Annotated in this window: 16 protein-coding genes; 8 read left to right on the forward strand and 8 right to left on the reverse strand. The window is 71.6% G+C overall.

All coding sequences use genetic code 11. The features are described 5' to 3' along the window. Nucleotides 1-104 precede the first annotated feature (104 nt). From OG322_RS02370 to OG322_RS02395, 6 genes are all read left to right on the forward strand, one after another. Entirely contained in the window at nucleotides 105-1,259 is a 1,155-nt protein-coding gene (locus OG322_RS02370) for a substrate-binding domain-containing protein (protein WP_123464660.1), read from the forward strand. Between the two features lie 102 nt (nucleotides 1,260-1,361). After that, nucleotides 1,362-2,723, forward strand: coding sequence for an ABC transporter substrate-binding protein (locus OG322_RS02375; RefSeq protein ID WP_124285748.1), 1,362 nt, complete (start codon nucleotides 1,362-1,364; stop codon nucleotides 2,721-2,723). Between the two features lie 109 nt (nucleotides 2,724-2,832). Then, nucleotides 2,833-3,834, forward strand: coding sequence for a carbohydrate ABC transporter permease (locus tag OG322_RS02380; protein WP_329305971.1), 1,002 nt, complete (start codon nucleotides 2,833-2,835; stop codon nucleotides 3,832-3,834). Beyond that, nucleotides 3,831-4,706, forward strand: coding sequence for a carbohydrate ABC transporter permease (locus tag OG322_RS02385; protein ID WP_124285747.1), 876 nt, complete (start codon nucleotides 3,831-3,833; stop codon nucleotides 4,704-4,706). Before OG322_RS02380 ends, OG322_RS02385 begins: the two co-directional genes overlap by 4 nt. 38 nt (nucleotides 4,707-4,744) lie before the next feature. Next, nucleotides 4,745-5,776: a hydroxyacid dehydrogenase gene (locus OG322_RS02390; protein WP_123464652.1), complete on the forward strand. Its 1,032-nt coding sequence runs from the start codon at nucleotides 4,745-4,747 to the stop codon at nucleotides 5,774-5,776. Next, nucleotides 5,773-7,680, forward strand: coding sequence for a DUF2264 domain-containing protein (locus OG322_RS02395; protein ID WP_123464650.1), 1,908 nt, complete (start codon nucleotides 5,773-5,775; stop codon nucleotides 7,678-7,680). The genes OG322_RS02390 and OG322_RS02395 overlap by 4 nt, the downstream gene beginning before the upstream one ends. A gap of 61 nt (nucleotides 7,681-7,741) precedes the next feature. Here OG322_RS02395 and OG322_RS02400 read toward each other — a convergent pair whose 3' ends face one another. From OG322_RS02400 to OG322_RS02430, 7 genes are all read right to left on the reverse strand, one after another. After that, nucleotides 7,742-8,374 carry a LutC/YkgG family protein gene (locus OG322_RS02400; RefSeq protein WP_123464648.1) on the reverse strand — a complete coding sequence of 211 codons (633 nt, stop codon included), beginning with the start codon at nucleotides 8,372-8,374 and terminating at the stop codon, nucleotides 7,742-7,744. Beyond that, nucleotides 8,371-9,912, reverse strand: coding sequence for a LutB/LldF family L-lactate oxidation iron-sulfur protein (locus OG322_RS02405; RefSeq protein ID WP_329305972.1), 1,542 nt, complete (start codon nucleotides 9,910-9,912; stop codon nucleotides 8,371-8,373). Before OG322_RS02405 ends, OG322_RS02400 begins: the two co-directional genes overlap by 4 nt. Further along, complete coding sequence (locus OG322_RS02410; RefSeq protein WP_123464644.1) at nucleotides 9,909-10,676, reverse strand: (Fe-S)-binding protein; 768 nt, start codon at nucleotides 10,674-10,676, stop codon at nucleotides 9,909-9,911. Before OG322_RS02410 ends, OG322_RS02405 begins: the two co-directional genes overlap by 4 nt. Before the next feature lie 200 nt (nucleotides 10,677-10,876). Next, nucleotides 10,877-11,608: a FadR/GntR family transcriptional regulator gene (locus tag OG322_RS02415; protein WP_123464642.1), complete on the reverse strand. Its 732-nt coding sequence runs from the start codon at nucleotides 11,606-11,608 to the stop codon at nucleotides 10,877-10,879. Between the two features lie 121 nt (nucleotides 11,609-11,729). Beyond that, complete coding sequence (locus tag OG322_RS02420; RefSeq protein ID WP_329305973.1) at nucleotides 11,730-12,773, reverse strand: S66 family peptidase; 1,044 nt, start codon at nucleotides 12,771-12,773, stop codon at nucleotides 11,730-11,732. 87 nt (nucleotides 12,774-12,860) lie between these two features. Next, the gene (locus OG322_RS02425; RefSeq protein WP_329305974.1) at nucleotides 12,861-13,238 is read right to left on the reverse strand and encodes a nuclear transport factor 2 family protein; all 378 of its coding nucleotides are present in this window, start codon (nucleotides 13,236-13,238) and stop codon (nucleotides 12,861-12,863) included. A gap of 61 nt (nucleotides 13,239-13,299) precedes the next feature. Beyond that, on the reverse strand, nucleotides 13,300-14,040 hold the full coding sequence (locus OG322_RS02430; protein WP_123464636.1) for a class I SAM-dependent methyltransferase: 741 nt from the start codon (nucleotides 14,038-14,040) through the stop codon (nucleotides 13,300-13,302). Nucleotides 14,041-14,232: 192 nt separating this feature from the next. Between OG322_RS02430 and OG322_RS02435 the strand changes: the two genes are divergently transcribed. Continuing rightward, nucleotides 14,233-15,123, forward strand: coding sequence for a DUF2510 domain-containing protein (locus OG322_RS02435; protein ID WP_329305975.1), 891 nt, complete (start codon nucleotides 14,233-14,235; stop codon nucleotides 15,121-15,123). Nucleotides 15,124-15,228: 105 nt separating this feature from the next. Further along, nucleotides 15,229-15,528 (forward strand): hypothetical protein, encoded by a 300-nt coding sequence (locus OG322_RS02440; protein ID WP_123464632.1) that lies wholly within the window; start codon nucleotides 15,229-15,231, stop codon nucleotides 15,526-15,528. Here the strand turns inward: OG322_RS02440 and OG322_RS02445 are convergent. After that, a complete protein-coding gene (locus OG322_RS02445) occupies nucleotides 15,513-17,093 on the reverse strand; it encodes a hypothetical protein (RefSeq protein ID WP_329305976.1) in 1,581 nt (526 codons plus the stop codon). The genes OG322_RS02440 and OG322_RS02445 overlap by 16 nt on opposite strands. Nucleotides 17,094-17,141 lie beyond the last annotated feature (48 nt).

Raw genomic sequence — 17,141 nt, forward strand, 5'->3', positions numbered from 1 at the left:
CCGCCACCCAGCCGGGGAACCGGCATGGCTATGCTGCGCTCCAAGCGCTCACACGAAGCGTTCAAACGCACAAAGCGCAGCGGTACGGCGAGGGGGCCAGCAGCATGCGGGAGCCGGTTGAACTCAGGCGTCAGCGGATCATGGCGGTGGTGGAGTCGCGCGGCGCGGTCAAGGTCAGCGTGCTCGCCGCCGAACTGGACGTCTCCGTGGTCACGGTGCGGCGGGATGTCGAGGAGCTGACCCGGGCCGGGCGGCTGCGGCGCGGTCACGGCGTGGCCAGGCCGTTGCGGGAACCGGCGGGAGCCGCGGTCGTGCCGGCTGCGCGGGGAGGCGAGCCGGCCGGTGAGGGCGGCGCTGTCGCCCTGGTCGTGCCGGAGCGGCATTCGTACCTGTACGAGACGCTGCACGGCGCCCGGAGCGTGCTGGAGGAGGCCGGTATCCGGATCGCGCTGCACATCGCACCGCAGTCGGCCGGTGCCGAACGGCCGCTGGTGGAGCGGGCGCTGGCGGACGGAGCGCGCGGGCTGCTGATCGCCCCGCGATGGCGCAACGCGCTCTCCGAGGAACAGGACTACGGCTGGCTGGCGGACGTGCAGGTGCCGACCGTGCTGATGGAGCGGCGGCCCCGGCCGGGCAGCGCCCTGCACGCCCTGGACTCCGTCTGTTCGGATCACTGGTACGGGACGCACCTCGCCGTGGAGCATCTGGTGGCGCTGGGCCATCGCCGGATCGTGCTGGCCGCCCGCGACGACAGCCCGACGGCACGCACCGTACGTGCCGCGTTCGCCCAGATCGCGGCCGGCCGCCCCGAGGTGGAGGACTGGACGGTGGTGCTGAGTTCGCCGAACGCGGTGCCAGGACCGGGCCCGGACGGGTCGGGACCGGCGCGGGTGGTCTCCCCGGGCAGCGGCCACGCGCCCGATCTCGCCGCGCTGCTGCGCGAGCGCGGCGCCACGGCGGCCGTGCTGCACGGCGACGTGGACGCGCTGATGCTGGTGCAACGCCTGGCCGAGAGCGGTGTGCAGGTGCCCCGGGACTGCTCGGTGGTGGCGTACGACGATGTGGTCGCGGCCCTCGGCAGCACGCCGCTGACCGCGGTGGCGCCACCCAAGGCGGAGATCGGCAGGGCGGCTGCCGAGCTGCTGCTCCACCGGCTTTCCGGAGCGGCCGGGGCGGCCGGCCCGGTGCGCCGGACGGAGTTGCTGCCGGAGTTGAAGGTCCGCGGATCGGCACAGACGATCACCCTCGCCATGGATTGATCGTTTGACCGCTTCAATTTTCTTCTGAGCGATCTATTGACCACTACCGATCAGCCGAACAGGATTCCCCGTGTCCTCAATCAGGAGCCGCGGGAGGCGCCCATGCCCGGTCGACATAGCCGTCGATCCATGCTCGCCACGATGGCCGCAGTACCGCTGGCGGGCGCACTGAGCGCTTGCAGCGGTGGCACATCGGGGTCCGACAGCACGAGCAGGACCGGTGACGCCGGCAACAGGACCGGCCGCAACGCCACGCACGTCACCTTCTGGTCCGCCCTGCGCGGGAGCCAGGAGGTGGTGGACGCGTTCAACCGGACGCACCGCACGATCCAGGTCGACTTCCAGCAGATCCCCTCGGGGCCCCAGGGCGGGTACGCGAAGCTCAGCAACGCCTCCCGGGCGGGGAACGCCCCGGACGTCGCGACGATCGAGTACCCCCAGGTCCCGGGCTTCGCCATCGACGGAGTCGCCCTGGAGCTCACGGACCTGCTGAGCGACGGCCTGCGGGCCAAGCTGCTGCCGCAGGCGCTGGGGCTCACCACGTTCGAGAAGCGGGTCTTCAGCCTGCCGCTCGACGTCGAGCCGATGGTGATGCACTACCGCAGCGACCTCTTCGCCGAGTACGGCATCGAGGTCCCGCGCACCTGGGACGCGTTCGAGGAAGCGTCCCGTACCGTGCGCGCCAAGGCGCCCGGCCGGCGGCTGTCGGCCTTCGCCACGGACGGCGGGTCGCAGTTCGCCGCGTTCGCCTGGCAGGCCGGTGCCCAGTGGTTCGACACCCGCGGCGGCGCCTGGAACGTGTCGCTCGCCGACGAGCCGACCCGCCGCGTGGCGGCGTACTGGCAGCGGATGATCGACGAGGACCTGGTCGTCATGAGCCCGGTGGACAGCAGGGCCTACGACGCACAGCTCAGCTCGGGCGAGGTCCTGGTCCGGCTCAGCGGCGCCTGGGACGCGGGGGCGCAGATGAAGGCCCGGCCCGGCCAGAAGGGCAAGTGGGCCGTCGCCCCGCTCCCCCAGTGGGGCGCGTCCGACCCGGCGCTCGGCACCCACGGCGGATCGACCTTCGCGGTCACCAGCAGCAGCGACCACCCGGAGGCCGCACTGGAGTTCATCGAGTGGCAGGTCTCGCACCCCGACGCGCTGCTGGCCCGGCTCTCCAGCGGAGCCAGCAGCCAGTACCCGGCCGCCCCCGGCCTCGTCGCAGTCGGCCGCAAGGCCTTCGACCGTGGCTACTACAGCGGCCAGGACATCTACACGCTGTTCGACCAGGAGGCCCACAAGATCCGGGACGGCTGGACGTGGGGACCGCGGATGACCGCCACGCAGAAGGTCATGCAGGACGGATTCGCCCGGGTGGGCGGCGGCCAGGGCTCGGTGCTGGAGTCGGTGCGCGCGGCCCAGCGGGGCACCATGCCCGACCTCAGGGCGCTGGGTCTGTCCGCCACCGAGCACAGCAGCTGATGCACAGCCCGTACCCGTCCGCGGCAGCTGATCCACAGCCCGCACCCCTTCCCGGCAGCTGATCCGCAGTGCGTCCCCCTTCCCAGCAGCAGAGAGGCAGGTGACACCGATGACCAGCCCGCTCACCACACCGGCTTCCGCCCCCGTGGAGGCGACCGGTTCCGCCGCGTCGCCGAAACCCACCACGCCCCCGGGCACCCCCCGCAAGTCCGCCAGACGTCGTGAACTCGGCGCGGCCGGCGCCCTGATGACCCCCTTCTTCATCCTCCTGGTGACGGTCTTCCTGATACCGGTCGCGACCGCCGTCTGGCTCAGCTTCTTCAGCGACGACCAGCCGGGGCTCGGCTTCGGCCCGGAGCGCACGGTCTTCGTCGGGCTGCGCAGCTACACCGCCGTGCTGAGCGACCCGACGTTCCTCAGCGGCCTGGGCACCGTCGTCCTGTACTGCCTGATCTACATCCCGGCGATGGTGATCGGCGCGCTCGCGCTGGCCCTGCTGCTGGACTCCGGAGTGGTGCGGCTGCGCTCCTGGGCGCAGCTCGGGCTCTTCCTGCCGCACGCCGTGCCCGGCATCATCGCCGCCGTCATCTGGCTCTACCTCTACACACCTGGGCTGAGCCCGGTCATCGACCTGCTCGGCAAGGCGGACATCACGATCGACTTCCTCGGCGTGCACACGGTGGTGCCGTCGATCGTGAACATCGCCCTGTGGAGCAATCTCGGTTACAACATGGTGGTCTTCTACGCTGCCCTGCAGGCCGTGCCGCGCGAGGTCATCGAGGCGTCCGTAGTCGACGGTGCCGGACCGGTCCGGACCGCGCTCCAGGTCAAGACGCCACTCGTGCGCTCCTCGGTCGTGATGGTCGCGATGTTCACCCTGATCTTCGCGCTCCAGCTCTTCACCGAGCCGATGCTGCTGAGCCAGTCGACACCGATGATCAGCTCGCGGTTCTCGCCCAGCATGTACATCTACGACGCCGCGTTCACCCGTAACAACTACGGCCTGGCCGCCGCGGCCTCGGTTGTCCTGCTGGTCCTCACGATCGCGCTCTCCTACGGCGTGACCCGCTGGACCAACCGCTCCAACGCCCCCGAGGAGGACGCCCGATGAGCGCGACGAGTCCCGGCCGCACGGCCGCCGCCCTGCGTCCCCGCCTGCTGGGCCGCTCCGTCGTCAACCTGGTCGTCGGCATCTGCGTGCTGTACACGCTGCTGCCGGTGCTGTGGCTGGTGCTCGCCTCGTCGAAGGACCGCGACGCCCTGTTCGGCAGCGACGTCCTCTCGCTCGACCACTTCTCCTTCGCGCAGAACCTCAAGGACCTCTTCGCGATGGACGGCGGTGTGTACGGGCGCTGGTACGGCAACAGCCTGCTGTACGCGGTCCTCGGCGCGGCACTCGGCGCACTGATCAGCATCGCCTGCGGGTACGCCTTCGACAAGTACCGCTTCGCGCACAAGGAGAAGCTGTTCGGCCTGGTCCTCGCCGCGGTGATGGTGCCGCAGACCGTGCTGGCGCTGCCGCTGTACCTGATGGCGTCCGGCACCGGACTGGTCAACACCTTCTGGTCGGTGTTCATCCCGGTGCTCTTCAACCCGTTCGGGGTGTACCTGGGCCGGATATTCAGCCAGGGCTACGTGCCCGACGAGGTGCTCGAAGCGGCCCGGGTGGACGGTGCCGGGGAACTGACCACGTACTTCCGGGTCGCGCTGCGGATGCTCGGGCCGGGTCTGGTCACCGTGTTCCTGTTCCAGCTCACCGCGATCTGGAACAACTTCTTCCTGCCCATGGTGATGCTCTCCGACCAGGACCTGTATCCCGTCAGCCTCGGTCTGTACATCTGGAACAGCTCCGCCACGGTCTCACCCGAGTACTACCCCGTGGTGATCATGGGTTCGCTGCTCGCGGTCCTGCCGCTGATCCTCGCCTTCGCGCTGCTCCAGCGCTTCTGGAAGTCGGGGCTCACCGCGGGCGCCGTCAAGTAGCCGTACCGCCTCCACCCCATCCCCGTACCAGGAGAAAGATGCCCACCACCACCCCTGCCGCGCGGCGCCGGCCGCGTGCCGCCGTCGCGATGAAGCCGGATGCCGCGGCCGCCCTGCTGGACGCCCGGTCGCTGGACGCACTCTCGGAGGTGTGCGACCTCGCGCCACTGCCCGTGCTCGACGATTTCACCACCGACCGGGCCCGCGCCGTGCTCGCGGACACCGAACTGCTGGTCACCGGCTGGGGCTGTCCGCCCCTCGACGAGGCGGCACTGACCGCGGCGCCCCGGCTGCGCGCCGTCGTGCACACGGCCGGAAGCGTTCGCGGGCACATCACCGAGGCCTGCTGGAAACGCGGCATCGAGGTGTCGTCGGCCGCCGCCGCCAACGCCCTGCCGGTCGCCGAGTACACCGTCGCGATGATCCTGCTCTCCGGGAAGCGGACCCTGGAACGGGCCCGTGACTACCGGGTCGAGCGCCACCGGGGCAACTGGCTGGCCACCTCCCCGCAGGTCGGCAACTACGGCCGGACCGTGGGCATCCTGTCCGCCTCGCTCATCGGCCGGCGGGTCATCGAACTGCTGCGGCCCTACGACCTCCGGGTACTGCTGCACGACCCGTACGTCTCCGACGCCGAAGCGGCCGCGCTCGGCGTCCGGCCGGTGGGGCTCGGTGAACTGTTCGCGCTGAGCGACGTGGTGAGCGTCCACACCCCGCTGCTGCCCGCCACCCACCGGCTCGTCAGCCGTGAGCTGCTGATGTCGATGCGCCCGGACGGTGTGCTCCTCAACACCTCGCGCGGCGCCGTCGTCGACCAGGACGCGCTGACCGACGTCCTGCTGCAGAACCGTATCCGGGCGGTCCTCGACGTCACCGAGCCCGACACCCTGCCGGCCGGCCACCCCCTGTGGGACTGCGAGAACGCCCTGATCACCCCGCATCTCGCGGGCTCCCAGGGCAACGAGTGGCGGCGGCTGGTCGATCTGGCCGTGGGCGAGACCGAACGCTGGGCCGCGGGCGACGGATTCGCCCATCCCGTACGACGCGAAAGGCTGGCATTCCTCGCATGAACCGACCGCACCCGAACTCCCCGGTGGAGCTCCCCGCCGACGACCGGTCGACGAGCCCGGTCACCGGATACACCCGCGCGCACTGGGAGGCGGCGGCGGACGGACTGCTGAAGGCGGCCTGGCAGTGGGCCACCCCCGGCAGCGCGCTGCTCGACCTGCCGGGACGCCCCTCCGCGTCCGGGGTCCGCTCCGACGGCCTCGAAGGCTACGCGCGCACCTTCCTCGCCGCCGCCTTCCGGGTCGCGGGCGCGGGCGGCAAGGACCCGCACGGCTGGCTCGACCGGTACGCGGACGGGCTCGCGGCCGGAACCCGTACGCCCGGCCGGGACGACACCGAGTCATGGCCGCTGATCCGCGACCACTCCGTGTTCGGCCAGCCCATGGTGGAGTCCGCCTCGGTCGCCATCGGGCTGCGGCTCACCCGGCCATGGCTCTGGGACCGGCTGGACCCGGCGGTGCAGGACCGCGCCGAGGAGTGGCTGCGCGGCGCCCTGCGGCACACCCCCGCGCCGAACAACTGGTACCTGTTTCCCTACTCGGTGGCCGGCTTCCTGGAGTCGGTGGGCCGCGGCGACGCGGAGACGGCCCGTGCGCGGGAGCGGGCACTCGACCTGCTGGAGAGCTGGTACCGCGGTCAGGGCTGGTACGCGGACGGCGACGGCCGTGCCTTCGACCACTACAACGGCTGGGCGCTGCACCTCTACCCGGTGCTGGACGCCCATCTGTCGGGTGACTCCGAGCTGTCCGCGCACTACGGGGCACGGCTGCGCGAGCACCTGGAGAGCTTCTCGCTGCTGTTCGGCGGGGACGGTGCGCCGATCCACTTCGGCCGTTCGCTGTCCTACCGGTTCGCGGCCGGTTCGGCTGTCGGACTCGGCGCGCTGACCGGGCACACCCCGCTCGCTCCGGGCACGTCGCGGCGGGTGATCAGCGGGGCGCTGCGCTACTTCCTGGACCGCGGCGCGACCGGCACCGACGGGCTGCTGAGCCTGGGCTGGCACGGGACGCACGACGCGACGCTCCAGCCCTACTCGGGTCCGGCCTCACCCTACTGGGCGTCCAAGGCCTTCGTCTCGCTGCTCGCCCCGGCGGACCACCCGCTGTGGACGGCCACCGAGGAGCCGGCCCCGAGCGAGGGGCCCGACCGGGTGCTCGCACTGCCCGCGCCGGGACTGCTCGTCCAGTCGACGCGGGCGGACGGGATCGTCCGGCTGCACAACCACGGAAGCGACCATGTCCCACCGCACGAGGGCGAGTCGGCGGTGCAGGACGATCCGCTGTACAGCCGGCAGTCGTACTCGACGGTCACCGGCCCGACGGCGCGCGGGAACGCTGCCGACAACCATCTCGCCGTCGTCGTCGACGGGGCCCGCAGCGGCCGCCGTGCCATCCGCCCGCTGGGCGCGGGCGGCGGCGACGGCTGGGGCTGGGCCGCCTCCTGGCACCGCCCGGTGTTCGCCGGCGGTGCGCCGATGGTGCCGGGGCTGCGGGTGGAGAGCGTGACCGTGGTCCGCGGCCGGTACGAACTGCGGGTGCACCGAGTGCTGGGTGCCCCGCCCGGCGCCCGGGTGGAGCAGACGGGCTGGGCGACCGGTCCAGGGTCCGCGGTGACGTCGGCCCTGCACGGTCTGCACGGCTGGGAGTCACAGGACGAGGTACGGGCTCCGCAGGGCACGGCGTACACGCCCTGGGCGGTGCTGCCCCGGCTGGGGGCGGAGGCGGAGGGCACGGTGCTCCTGGTCGCGCTCGCCTCGCTCACCGCGGAGCCCGGCGCGGCCGTGCTCGACGCGGTGGTGAGCGGGGTGAACGCCGACGGGGACACGGTCGAGGTGTACTGGGCCGAGGACGCGGCGACGACCCGCATCGGATTCGGGCCGGTGGAGGTGACGGTCGAACACGGCTGAGGACGGAACGGGGGCGGAACGGGGACGGAACGGGGGCGCGCGGTGGCGCACCCCCGCCTCCTCATACGTCCGTGCGGATCACGACGGCCAGGGTGCGGGGGCCGTGTACGCCCTCCACCCGTTCCAGTTCGATGTCGGAGGTGGCCGACGGTCCGCTGATCAGCGTCGTCGGCCGCTCGGGCACCAGCTCGGCCACCGCCTCCGGAACGCCCACCCGCACGGTCGACAGATCGACGACACAGACATGGAGATCGGGCACCAGGGACAGCGCGCGACGCCCCTGGTCGGGCGATCCGTCCAGGAAGATGGTGCCGGTCTCGGCGCAGCTGACGGCCGAGGCCGTGACGACGCCGTCGAGGGCGTCCAGCCGCGGCGGAGGAATATCGGCGGAGTCCTGCCGCACCTCGCCGTCGTAGGCGGTGAGCCATTGCGGGTCGAGTCCGGCGGGCACCCCGATCCTTCGGGCGCCCCGCTCCCGCAGCACCTCGGCGACGACCTCGGCGGTCCGGTCGGCGGTGCAGGGGTGGACCTGGGCCTTGTAGTCGACGAGCCGGTCGGTGAACAGGGCCAGGCGCTCCGCGTCGGGGAGGGTACGGCCGGTGCGGTAGGCGCGCGGGACCGGGGTGTCGGCGGCGGGCGCGAGGGCCAGGGCGTCCCGGACGCGGCCGAGCACCGTTTCGCGAGCGGTCGTCACTTCTCCTCCTCCTGCTGCTGGTTGCGCGTGTGTTCGTCGGCGGCCGCCCGCATCGTCGCCGCGCCCTCGGCCGAGGAGAGCCAGGAGCGGAAGGTCTGCTTGGGCGGGGCCGGGGTGTCCCGGCTGTCGCTCCAGCCGTTGAACGGCGGCGGCAGGTGGGAGATCTTCTGGTCCCGTCCGGCGATGACGCGGCCGATCCCCGATGCCTTCTGCGCGGCGGTGAAGAGCTTCGGCCTCCTCATCACTCCGGCCGCGGCCTTCATGGCGAGTTTCTCGGCCGTGGTGCCGGACTGCTCGGTGTGCTGGTGGCGCAGCTCGACCAGCAGCGACGGGATGTCGATCTTGACCGGGCAGGCGTCGAAACAGGCCCCGCAGAGGCTGGAGGCGTACGGCAGCGAGCTGTTGGGATCGTCCTTGGCGGCGTGCATTCCGGCGAGCTGCGGGGTGAGGACGGCGCCGATCGGCCCGGGGTACGTCGATCCGTAGGCGTGGCCGCCGGCGCGTTCGTACACCGGGCAGACGTTGAGACAGGCCGAGCAGCGGATGCAGTTGAGCGCCTCGCGGCCGATCCGGTCCGCGAGCGCGGCGGTGCGTCCGTTGTCGAGGAGCACCAGGTGGAAGGTCTGCGGCCCGTCGCCGGGGGTGACTCCGGTCCACATCGACGTGTACGGGTTCATCCGCTCGCCGGTGGAGGAGCGCGGCAGCAGTTGCAGGAAGACTTCCAGGTCCTGGTAGCGCGGCAGCACCTTCTCGATGCCCATGACGGTGATCAGGGTGTCGGGCAGGGTCAGGCACATCCGCCCGTTGCCCTCCGACTCGACGACGGACAGGGTGCCGGTCTCGGCGATGCCGAAGTTGGCTCCCGACACGGCGACCTTCGTCGTCATGAACTTCTCGCGCAGATAGGCGCGGGCGGCGGCGGCGAGATGCGCGGGAACGTTGTCCAGCGACGGGTCGACGCCTGGGATCTCCTTGAGGAAGATCTCCCGGATCTCGTCCCGGTTGCGGTGGATCGCGGGCACCAGGATGTGCGAGGGCTTGTCGTGGGCGAGCTGCACGATGAGCTCGGCGAGGTCCGTCTCGTACGGGGTGATGCCGATGGATTCGAGGTGCTCGTTGAGACCGATCTCCTGGGTGGCCATCGACTTGACCTTGATGACCTCCTGGCTCCCGGTCTCCTTGACCAGCCGCGCCACGATCTCGTTGGCCTCGGCGCCGTCCCGTGCCCAGTGGACCGTGCCGCCGCGTTCGGTGACCTTGCGCTCCAGCTCCTCGAGGAGCTCGGGGAGCCGGTTCATGGTGTCGGTCTTGATGGCCGATCCCGCGTCGCGCAGCTCCTCCCAGTCGGGCAGCTCGCCGGTGACGTTGAGGCGCTTGGCGCGGATGGTGTGGGTGGCCCGGCCGAGGTTGCGGCGCAGCTGTTCGTTGCCCAGGTCGTCGTGGGCCGCCGCGGGGAACGTCCGGTCGCCGCGCAGATTGCCCGTTCCGTACGGGGAGCGGGGCGGCGTAGCGGGCATGCCGAGAAAGGTGCTGCTCATCGGGCGGCCTCCATCGGGAGATGCGGCGAGGTGCGGGTGGCGGAGAGGATCTGCGCCAGGTGCAGGGTGCGGGTGCCGGAGCTGATCCGGGAGAGCCCGCCGCCGATGTGCATCAGACAGGACGAGTCGCCGGCGGTGCACACATCGGCCCCGGTGGTGGCGATGTTGCGCATCTTGTCCTGGAGCATCGCGGTCGACGTGTCGGCGTTCTTGAGAGCGAAGGTGCCGCCGAATCCGCAGCAGGCGTCGGCCTCGGGCAGCTCGACCAGGTCGATCGAGTCGACGGCCCGCAGCAGCCGCAGTGGCTTCTCACCGACTCTGAGCATGCGCAGGGAGTGGCAGGTGGGGTGGTACGTCACCCGGTGCGGGAAGTACGCGCCGACATCGGTGGCGTCCAGCACGTCGACGAGGAACTCCGAGAGCTCGTACGTCTTCGCCCTGACGGTGGCGACACCCGCGCGCAGCGCCGCGTCGCCGTACCGTTCGGCGATGAGCTCGTGCTGGTGGCGGACCGAGCCGGCGCACGATCCCGACGGCATGACGACGGCCTCGATGGAGGCGTCACCGAACTGCTCGGCGAAATTGCGCACCAGCGGAACGGGTTCGCGCTGGTAGCCGGTGTTGACATGCATCTGGCCGCAGCAGGTCTGCCCCGGCGGGAACACCACGTCGTGTCCCAGGCGGGCCAGCAGCACCGCGGTGGATTTCACCGCCTCGGGGAAGAGCGTGTCTCCCAGACAGGTGGCGAAGAGTCCGATGCGCATGGGTCTCCCCGATCATTTCTCTGCGTGATGTTCGGCGCTTTTTATGGTCCGACCATACTATCCTCAAGCCGGAACCGGGAAGAGGCCGACGCGCGCGGCGGACGGCTGACCCCCGCTCGCGCCACTCCACGCAAAAGCCGCCGCGGCGCCCGGGGCAGCGGGCATCACGACGGCTCGGGTCAGGCGTCAGGCGGTGGACGTCAGGCGGTGGGCTTCTCGTCGACCAGCGTGCCGTGCAGCCCACGGATGTGCGCCTCGACGGCATCGGCCGCCCGCAGCCCCTCGCCCGCGCGCACCAGGCGCAGCAGCTCGATGTGGTCGGCGTTGAGCGCGGCGGCCGTGGCCGGCCAGTCCTCCGCCGCCTCCAGGGCGCGCAGGATCAGCGGCCGGACCGACTCCCGCACCGCGGAGGTGAGGGTGGAGGTCAGCTCGTTGCCGGAGCTGCGGGCGATCCTGACATGGAACCGGGTGTCCAGGTCGTTGAACTCCGGCACCTCGACATCCGGCTCCCCCATCCGTACGACCAGTGCCTCGGCCTCGTCCAGATCGGCCGCGGAGGCGTGCCGTGCGGCGGCCTCGAAGCTGGACCGCTCCAGGGCCACGCGCGCTTCCAGCACGTCCTGAAGGCTGTAGCTGCCCAGGGCGAAGTGGAGTCGGAGCAGTCGGCCGAGGGCGCCTTCGGGGTTACGGACGATCCGCGCCCCGGCGTCCGGACCCCGGCCCGGCTGGGCCACCAGGACGCCGATGGTCTCCAGCACCCGCAGCGCCTCGCGCAGCGCCGACCGGCTCACGCCGAGGACCGGGGCGAGCTCCCGTTCGGGCGGCAGCCGGTCGCCGGCCTTGAGCTCGCCGGCGAACACCCGCTGCTCGATGCTCTGGAGCACCAGCTCATGCGTGCGCGACTGCCGTACCGGCTGCCATTCGACGGGCATCCGTCACCCCCTGCCGCGGCCGGAGCCGTCCCCGGGCCGGCCGCTCTTGTCCGAATCTCCAACTATGTCACACATGACATGTGGTCGGACCAGAACAAATGCCGCCCCCTGTGGGCGTCCCTCAGTACGTCACGACGATGCGCCGGGCCACACCGTCCACCCGCACCTGGCCGCCGTAGGGAATGATCAGCTGAGGGTCCGTGTGGCCCAGGTCGACATCGAGGACGGCCATGGTTCCGGGGGCGTACTCCGCCAACGCCCGCAGCACCGACTGCCGTTGCAGCACCCGGTACTCCTCCCCCGCCTCGGCTCCCAGCGGACTGTCGAAGGACCAGTTCTTCGCCCGCGCCATCAGCAGCGCCGGAAACTGCTTCAGGAGTCCCCGCTCCCCCATGTTCCGCAGGATCTGGTACACCACGTCGGCACCGGGCATCTCCTCCGACGTTTCGAGGAACAGCACCCGGCCCGCGTACGCGGCCGCGGGCAGTATCTCCCGGTCCGCCATCAGCAGCCAGGACAGGATCTCCAGATTCCCGCCCCAGCTCGCCCCCTGGACCACCCGGCCGGCGTTGTGCCAGATCCAGTCGTCGGCGGGCAGCATGGCGGGTTCGCGGTCGAAGGTCCGCGGGTCCTCCCAGCGGTCATTCACGCTGCCGGTCTCCTTCGCCGGGGTGAGCTCGCGGGCATCGTGGGTGAAGAGCGCCGCCCGCAGCGAGTCGGCCGTCAGGGGGTGCATCGCGCCCGGGCGTCCCAGCTCGACCATCACCGATCCGCCGTGGTAGCCGACGATGCCCAGATTCCCGAGGAACACCAGCAGATTGGTGCAGTCGCTGTAGCCGAAGAACGGCTTGGGGTTGGCCCGCAGCAGCTCCCGGTCCAGGTACGGCAGCACGGTGATCTGGTCGTCTCCGCCGATGCTGGAGATGACGGCCTTGATCCCGCGGTCGGCGAAGGCCGCGTGGATGTCGGCGGCCCGCTCCTGGGGCGATGAGCCCATCTTCCGGGTGCTCGGGTACTCCACCGGTTCCAGCCCGTACTCCTCACGGAGTCTGCGCAGTCCCAGCTCGAACGGGAGCGGGAGGATGCCGGGGAGCCCGGATGAGGGGGACAGCACGGCGACGCGGTCACCGGGCCGGGGCTTGGCGGGATAGCTGGGGGTCGTCATTCCAGGAGCCTAAGGGCTGATCCGCCGGGAATTGCGGGACAGCCCTTAGACGGCACGCCGCCGGCCGGCCGCGGAATACCCGTGTGGCTAAAGGGCGTTGACCGGTTTGCCCTGGTGGAAGTAAAGCCGCCGGCGCGAATCCGTCCGCCGCCAGATCGAATTGCGCCGCACTCCAAGGCCGTTGCTCTCCGTCGTGAACGTCAGGTGGACGAGGCCGGGGGTCAGCAGCGCGCCGGACATGCCGGTGGCGGTGATCGGGGCGGGGGCCTCCTCGCCGCCGACGGAGGTGACGACGAGGACCGACGCTCTGTCATAGCGCCGCCCGGACGCACCGAACTCGGTGAACTCCTGGTCGAGGAGTTCGGTCACCGCGTCGGGCGAGGCCCGCACCTGCGGATCGAGCAGCCACAGCTCCCCCTCGACGGCGGCCCGCACGGACCGCTCCTGCTCATCGTTTCCACTCATGCGGAAACCCTGAAGCCCTTCGTCCGGATCGCCGTGGGCCCGTACGGCGTTTCCGGTGCGGTCAGGCCAGGACCAGCAGGTCCATCCAGCTGACGGCCGGCCGGTCCGGCTCCTGCTCCGCGGCCCGCCGCAGCCGCCGCATCCCGCACGCGAACTCCTCATCGGTGAGGGCCCGGAGCTTCGCATCGGTGTCCCGCCGGATCCGGTCGGCGAAGCCGGACAGGCTCGGCGCACTCTCCTGCGGCACCGCGTGCAGCGCGACCCGGGTGAAACCGGCGGCGCCGAACGCCGCGCAGGTCTGCTCGACGGTCGGATAGCCGTCGACGATGCGCGCGGTCCCGGGGAAGAACCGCACCCGCAGGTCCCGCGTGCACCGGCCGGGAAACGAGTTGCGGATCAGCACCGGCGCCCCCGGCTTCAGCGCCCTGCGTATCTCCCGTGCCGCGGCGGGCAGATCGTCGATGTGGTGGACGACCGAGCCGAGCCAGGCGGCGTCCGCGCATCCGTCCGGCACCGGCAGCGCCTCGGCCCGGCCGTCCAGCACCTCGATGTCCGCGGTCCGCGGGATCAGCGCGCGCATGGCGGCGGCCGGCTCCACCGCCAGCACCCGCACCCCGAACCAGTCGGCGAACGCGGCCGAGAAGGCCCCCGTACCGGCCCCGACATCCAGAACGACCGCCCCCGGCGCCAGCGGCACCTCGGCCGCGACGGCCGCACGCCAGGCGGTGAGCCCGTCGCGCGGTATCTCCCGGGCGATCCGGTACTCCTCGGCGAACCGACGGTCTGGAGCAGTCGCTTCCATGTGCCCTCAATCCTGCCGTGGCCGACGGACCGGGCGAACCGCTGCCGCAGGACCACCGCGCTCCGTCGCGGATGCTAGCGAGCTTCGTCATCAATTGTCTAGACCAGAATCAGGTCCGGAGCAGGGCCGGAACCGCTCATCCAGCTCATCCGGTTCATCGGATTCTCACGCAACCCGGCTACGGTGGCTGCCGTGACGCAGACGAGCCCGCCCGGCTGGCATCCAGACCCCGGGTACACAGGATTTGGACCCATCCAGGAACGCTGGTGGGACGGCAGTCAGTGGACCGATCACCTCCGCGTGCCACCGGCGACCGCGCGCAGCCGCCGGATACGCATCGGTGCCGGCATAACCGCCGGTGTGGTGCTGCTCGCCGCCATCGGCGGTGGCGTGTACCTGCTGGCCGACGACTCCGGCAAGAAGACGGACACGGCCACCGCACCGTCCGCCTCGCCCTCCCCTGCGCCCAGTCGTCAGCCCGGCGCACCGGGCGGCAGCGGTGGCGATGGCGGCGGGAACGAGAGCCCCGAGCAGCAGCCGCAGACCGAGGACGGTTACGCGACGGACCTGGCGAGCGGAATCAGCATCCCGGTCCCTGACGGCTGGAAGGGCGAGTCGGGCATGGGCGCGGGGGTGACCACAGGTTCGTACGCCTGCCCCGGGGACACCAAGCAGAAGTGTGTCCGCGGCGGAGTGTTCTCCGTCCCGGCCAAGGCGCTGAAGCTGAACACCACGACCGCGAGGGCCACGGCCGAGAAGGACATCGCCGCCAACGCGAAGGACTCGTACGGCGAGCAGATCTACGGCGGCATCACCTCGCACCAGGAGCTGAAGTCCGAGCCGGTCACCGTCGCCGGCCAGAAGGGCTACCGGGTGCGCTGGAAGGTCGTGACGAAGAACGGCGACGACGGGTACGTCGAGTCGCTGGCCTTCCCCGCCCCCCGGGCCGAGAACATGCTGGTCGTCGTCCGTTCGGGCTTCGACATCAACACCAAGGCACCGGCCCTGTCCGTCCTGGACGACATCACCAAGGGCATCAAGGCCGCCTCGGGCACGGGTTCCGGCCCCGGCACCACGGCATAGCCACTGCCGCGGGGGCGCCGGGGCGGCCCGGGTGAGTACCCGGGCCGCCCCGGACTGAGTACGCCGCCCGATCCCGCACCGGTCCGTCGCTGCTCGAATGGGACCATGGCTCCCGACGCACCGCGCCCCCGCATGCAGCACGTCACCAGTGCCGGCACCACGCTGGCCGTCACACTGGCTCCGCTGGTGATCGGGGTCCTGCTGGCCCGGACGATGGCCCTGGACCCCCATACGCCCGTGAACGCACTGATCACCCGGGGTGGCCGGGGCGCGGGCATCTCGCCCGCCGAGTGGCGCGGCTGCGGCCGGAACGCGCTCCGGCGGTGCCGCCGGACATGGCAGCCCCGCACCGGCCGCAGCCGGCCCGGGGGGGCCTCCCGCGGCCGTACTCAGCCGATCCGGTAGACGAACGTGGGCCACGGCTCCCCCGTCGCCCGCTGCCAGGCCTGCCGGATTCCTTCCGGTTCCCGGGCGCGCGCACGGGCGAACGCGGTGACGCAGGCCGCGTGCACGTCACTGCGTCCGGTGCGCCAGGTGAGCCGGTGGATACGGTCCAGAGCCGCTGCGGCCTCGGTCGCGCGGCCCGCGTCGAGGTGGACGTCGACCGCCGCGCCCAGAGCGGCGGCGAGCCCTGACAGCGCGGCGTCCAGACCTGCCGCGTACCGCTCGCGGCCTCCCGTCTCCATGAGCGCCCGCAGAATGGTCTCGGCCTCCGTGAAGCAGGCCTCCGCCTCCTCTTCGTCCCCGGTGCGGAGCAGGGCCCGGCCCAGGAGCCGCAGCCGCTGGGCGATCCGTGACCGGTGCTCCTGACCGTCGGGTTCCGCCGAACGCCGCGTGATCTCCAGCGCCTCGTGGGCGGCGGCCACCGAGCCGTCGCCTGAGTCCGTACGAGACAGATGGGTACTGAGTGCGCCCAGCGTCCGGGCCAACTCCGGCTCGTGGGCGGCGGGATCACGTTCGGCGGCACGCCGGTACAACGCCACACTGCGCTCGGCGGCTGCCACGGACTCACTGAACTCTCCGTCCCGCGCATGGCACAGGGCGAGACCGTCGAGGGCCTCGGCGAGCGCCGGCTCGTAGACATCCGGGCTGGAGATGGCCAACTGGAAGCAGAGTGCGGCGAGTTCGCACAGTGCGACCCGTTCCTCGTCGTGCGCCTCCAGCCTGTCGAGGTGGTGGGCGAGGCACCGAAGGGCGATCACGAGCCGCGGCTGACCGGCCGCGGGGTCGTACACGATCATGGTGCGGCAGGCCGCCACCGCCTCCGTGGCCGTCTCGCGCGCCCGGTCGACTTCACCGGTGGAGCCCAGGCACCAGGCCAGGTCGCTGAGCAACCGGGCGTTCAGGGTCAGGCCTTCCGGGTTGAGCCGGGGCAGCACCACGCCGGTGCGCTCCCGTGCCTCCTCGCCCGCCTCGATCGCCTCGTCGAACCGGGCGAGCGTGCGCAGCACGCCGGTCAGCTCTACCAGCGTCCGCGTGTACAGCAGTTCCACGGGGAGTCGCCGCCACGGGGACAACTCCCTTATCAGGGCGACACATTGCCGGAAGACATCGGCGGACTCCGCCGGCCGTCCGGCCCACTCCAGCACGCATGCGTATGCGCGCAGCGCCTGGGCCCGGATGCCCGACGAGCGGCCGACCGGACCCGTCGCGACGTCCCCGTACGCATCCGCATGTTCACGGGCGACCACCAGCGCCTCGTCGAGTCTGCCGACCCCCGCAAGCGCGAAGGTGAGCGTCAACCGGCGGTCGACGGCCGGCGTCCTGAGCGCGCGGGCCTCGGGAACGGCCAGGGACTCCTCCACCGCGGCGAGCGCCTCCGCGTACCGCCCCGCCGCACAGAGCAGTTCGCCCTGCAGCGCGAGGGATCGGGCCAGCCGGCCCCGGTGGCGGCCGGCGGAACGCCGGCCGGTGGCCGGGGCACGGAACAGGGCGACCGCTTCCCCGCTCCACTCCAGTCGACTCGCCAACGGCTGCGGAGGGGTGAGCAACGTGCGGGGCGACGAACAGCGCCGGAG

The sequence above is a fragment of the Streptomyces sp. NBC_01260 genome (assembly GCF_036226405.1).
In the GTDB taxonomy this organism is placed as follows: Bacteria; Actinomycetota; Actinomycetes; order Streptomycetales; family Streptomycetaceae; genus Streptomyces; species Streptomyces laculatispora.

Coding starts and splice junctions, on each gene's coding strand:
- OG322_RS02370 (WP_123464660.1), top strand. CDS start 105: ATGCGGGAGCCGGTTGAACTCAGGCGTCAGCGGATCATGGCGGTGGTG.
- OG322_RS02385 (WP_124285747.1), top strand. CDS start 3,831: ATGAGCGCGACGAGTCCCGGCCGCACGGCCGCCGCCCTGCGTCCCCGC.
- OG322_RS02425 (WP_329305974.1), bottom strand. CDS start 13,238: ATGAGTGGAAACGATGAGCAGGAGCGGTCCGTGCGGGCCGCCGTCGAG.
- OG322_RS02440 (WP_123464632.1), top strand. CDS start 15,229: ATGGCTCCCGACGCACCGCGCCCCCGCATGCAGCACGTCACCAGTGCC.
- OG322_RS02410 (WP_123464644.1), bottom strand. CDS start 10,676: ATGCGCATCGGACTCTTCGCCACCTGTCTGGGAGACACGCTCTTCCCC.
- OG322_RS02420 (WP_329305973.1), bottom strand. CDS start 12,773: ATGACGACCCCCAGCTATCCCGCCAAGCCCCGGCCCGGTGACCGCGTC.
- OG322_RS02390 (WP_123464652.1), top strand. CDS start 4,745: ATGCCCACCACCACCCCTGCCGCGCGGCGCCGGCCGCGTGCCGCCGTC.
- OG322_RS02405 (WP_329305972.1), bottom strand. CDS start 9,912: ATGAGCAGCACCTTTCTCGGCATGCCCGCTACGCCGCCCCGCTCCCCG.
- OG322_RS02395 (WP_123464650.1), top strand. CDS start 5,773: ATGAACCGACCGCACCCGAACTCCCCGGTGGAGCTCCCCGCCGACGAC.
- OG322_RS02430 (WP_123464636.1), bottom strand. CDS start 14,040: ATGGAAGCGACTGCTCCAGACCGTCGGTTCGCCGAGGAGTACCGGATC.
- OG322_RS02375 (WP_124285748.1), top strand. CDS start 1,362: ATGCCCGGTCGACATAGCCGTCGATCCATGCTCGCCACGATGGCCGCA.
- OG322_RS02415 (WP_123464642.1), bottom strand. CDS start 11,608: ATGCCCGTCGAATGGCAGCCGGTACGGCAGTCGCGCACGCATGAGCTG.
- OG322_RS02380 (WP_329305971.1), top strand. CDS start 2,833: ATGACCAGCCCGCTCACCACACCGGCTTCCGCCCCCGTGGAGGCGACC.